This is a genomic window from Burkholderia sp. (assembly GCF_018375725.1).
Taxonomy (GTDB): domain Bacteria; phylum Pseudomonadota; class Gammaproteobacteria; order Burkholderiales; family Burkholderiaceae; genus Burkholderia.
Map to the genome: position 1 here is coordinate 1 of NZ_JAHACR010000416.1, position 2,892 is coordinate 2,892.

Consider the following 2,892-nt stretch of genomic DNA (forward strand, 5'->3'; position numbering starts at 1 on the left):
GCTTGGGCGCCAAATTCCAGAAGGCGCTTCGTTCCATGTCCATGAAGCCCGTGAGACAGCCGATGCGCCCGCGCCTGAGTCCGAAAGTGCTCGTGACGACGTCCAGGTGCCTGGCGGCGCGCTTCCTCAGGATGGAGGGGCGGCATGAAATGGCCACTGGAGATCGAGTGGGTTGAGGAGCCGGTCAGTTTGTCGGCTGAAGACGTTGCACGGCTTCGCGCAACGATTGCGCGATTGCCTCAGCCTGATCGGGCCCAAGGAGCAGGAGCATCGGCGCTTGATCGTTTCCGGCTTCGTCTTGCGGAGCGAGTTGTAGGGCGACGCATCCTTCATTTGGGAGCGCGCCTGCGCGATGGGAAGTGATGATGAACTTTTGCATGCCGATTCCGATTGGAGTGATGACGTTATGAGCCGGCGCCCGACATTCGAGCAGGTGCAGATGCGGCGGCGCGCACGTGAGGCGCGGTCAGCCGCACGTGAGATTGGTATGCCGGTGCCGACCAATGCGCTGATGCGCGTGTTGGCCGGGCTGCCAGACGATCGCGCGACGGTTAGAGAATCGGCAGGTGCGCCGACGAGGAGTCCGGAGCCTCCAGCATCCATGCCACCAGGTGCATTGGAATGGATGCAGCCAGGGGAGGTTCGGCGGGGGTATTGGCTTCCGACTCCGGAACGAAGTGAAGAAAGCCGAAGCCCGTGGTTTCTGCCGACGTACATCGGATGAGGACGAACTCGTTGTCGCCCGGCTCGCCGAGAGGCACGACCGGCGGATTGATGCGATCGCGATTCAATGCAGTCAGCAGATGATGGATTGAGCGGTCGTTTCTGACTGCAACAAAGATTTTGGTCATAGGAGCTTCCTTTTGTGATCGGCGTTGATGACGTTGGCTGGCAGGCCGGCATTGATTCTGACATGGCTGGAGGCTCCTTCTTTAAGCCGCGGTTGATGTTGACCGCATCGTATTTGTGCCTAGCAGCAATGGCACTCAACAGTTTTTGACAGGGATTGCCAGCCATGGCGAAGCCGAACATTGAACAAGCGCTGCGGGATGTCCTGACGGGCTCCGAGAGAAAGCGAGCGGCCGATCGGCTCGGTTGGGACGCATCGGAAGTCAGTCGCTTCCTGAGAGGCCAGCGCGGCGTGCTGATCGGCGAGATCGACAAGGCGATTGAGGTCGCCGGCTACGCGCTGGTGAGCCGGCCGTACCTGGACGCGATCGCGACGCTCTGCAAGGTCGGAGCGGCGTGCGAATGCGCGCGGCAGGGCGCGGGCGAGTGCGGCCTGCGCTGATTGCGTCAATGACACCCCGGATAGACGGGGAGAAAACACGAAGAACTGCCCCCTAGGGCGCAACCAAAAAGACGGACGAAACGGCATGAATGGATCGGGGAATGGCGCACGCGAGTGCCGCCACTGCGAACATGTGCGCCCGCATCGCGGGCTGCTTTCGTTGTTCGGCTTGCTGCCGACGAAATGGGATCTCGCCACATGCGGCCGCGCAATGCGACCCGAGCCCATTCCCCCTGGCGGCGCGCCTGATGCCGTCGTCTATCGCCACCCACTGACCACCGTCGAGCGCGCGCTGGAGTTTCATGCGTGCGGCCCGGCGGCGCGGTATTTCACATCGCGCACTGCCGCGTGATTGACGCGGACATTCTTACCTTCGGCATGGCGGCGTGCGTCGCCTTGTCAGTCATCTTTTGCCTAAGGAACCCCCGATGAGCCTTCATCACGAGAACTTCGCCTGGGAAGTCGAGCTGCCCAGTGTCCGGAAAATCGTGCTGCTCGCGATCGCGCGCGCTGCGCACCTGACAAACCGCGAATGCTCGCCGAGCGTGCGGCACCTTGCATTCAAGTGCGGCCTGAGCGAGAGCGCGGTACGCAGTGCGATCGACGAGCTGGAGCAGCTCGGGCTGATCGAGACGATCAAGGTGCCGTTGAAGGGGCGCGTGTTCCGCGTCCTGCTGGGGCAGGAGGCGACAACATGAAGGTCTATATCGCCGGCCCGATGTCTGGGCTTCCCCATCTGAATTTCCCGGCATTCCATGCCGAGGCGGCGCGCCTGCGTGGGCTCGGCTACGAGGTTGTGAATCCTGCCGAGATCAATGCGGACCAGGACGGCGACTGGCTGGCCTGCATGCGGAACGATATCAAGCACCTGGTCGATTGCGATGCGATCGCGATGCTGGAAGGCTGGCACCACTCGCGCGGCGCGCGGCTCGAATACACGATCGCGTTGATGCTCGGGCATGCCGTATTCCGCGCGGTCGACATCGTCGAGAGGCTCGCGGCATGAGGGTGACCGACATCCTGCGCGACATCGGGCACCCGGTCGCGTATTACCCCGGCCTGTCGCGCTACCTCGGCGGTGTGAAGGCTACCGTGTTCTTCTGTCAGATCTTCTACTGGCAGGACAAGGCCGAGAGCGAGCATGGTGTGCACAAGACCGCTGACGAGTTGCTTTCCGAAACCGGGCTTACCTACGAGGAACAGCGTGCGGCACGCAAGGCCCTGCGGACCGCCGGCGTCCTCGTTGAGACCGAGAAGCGCATTGAGCACAAGATCTATTTCCGGATCGATGAGGATGCGCTTGAACGCCTGATCGAGGGGGCGCCGGCAGCGGATGCGGAGCCCGAATCCGGGATGGGGAAACCCCATTTCGCGAAACGGGAAAAGTCTATTTCCCGAAATGGGAAAAGTCCAGTCCGGGAAGTGGGAAAAGTCCATCTCGCGAAACGGGAAAAGCCCATTCCGCCAACGGGTCAAACCCTTGTTCGCGGACCGGGAAGTTCCCATTCCGTTAACGAAGGAAAGACTACTACAGAGACTACAGCAGAGAAGAACCCCCTTACCCCCTTGTCGCCGGCTGCGCCGCCGACGGCATCATCCTC

6 protein-coding genes are annotated in these 2,892 nt (G+C 61.9%); 4 read left to right on the forward strand and 2 right to left on the reverse strand.

All coding sequences use genetic code 11. The annotated features are described in order from the left end of the window. Positions 1-184: 184 nt before the first annotated feature. Positions 185-379 carry a hypothetical protein gene (locus KH616_RS23690; RefSeq protein ID WP_292253452.1) on the reverse strand — a complete coding sequence of 65 codons (195 nt, stop codon included), beginning with the start codon at positions 377-379 and terminating at the stop codon, positions 185-187. A 172-nt stretch (positions 380-551) separates the two neighbouring features. Beyond that, positions 552-851: a hypothetical protein gene (locus KH616_RS23695; RefSeq protein ID WP_292253454.1), complete on the reverse strand. Its 300-nt coding sequence runs from the start codon at positions 849-851 to the stop codon at positions 552-554. A 164-nt stretch (positions 852-1,015) separates the two neighbouring features. Here KH616_RS23695 and KH616_RS23700 point away from each other — a divergent pair, with 164 nt between their 5' ends. From KH616_RS23700 to KH616_RS23715, 4 genes are all read left to right on the forward strand, one after another. Beyond that, on the forward strand, positions 1,016-1,291 hold the full coding sequence (locus KH616_RS23700; RefSeq protein ID WP_292253455.1) for a DNA-binding protein: 276 nt from the start codon (positions 1,016-1,018) through the stop codon (positions 1,289-1,291). Between the two features lie 428 nt (positions 1,292-1,719). Further along, a complete protein-coding gene (locus tag KH616_RS23705; RefSeq protein WP_292253459.1) occupies positions 1,720-1,989 on the forward strand; it encodes a helix-turn-helix domain-containing protein in 270 nt (89 codons plus the stop codon). Then, positions 1,986-2,297, forward strand: a complete 312-nt coding sequence (locus KH616_RS23710; RefSeq protein ID WP_292253461.1) for a DUF4406 domain-containing protein — start codon at positions 1,986-1,988, stop codon at positions 2,295-2,297. The genes KH616_RS23705 and KH616_RS23710 overlap by 4 nt, the downstream gene beginning before the upstream one ends. Before the next feature lie 2 nt (positions 2,298-2,299). After that, a partial coding sequence (locus KH616_RS23715) for a hypothetical protein (protein WP_292253464.1) occupies positions 2,300-2,892 on the forward strand: 593 nt, incomplete at its 3' end.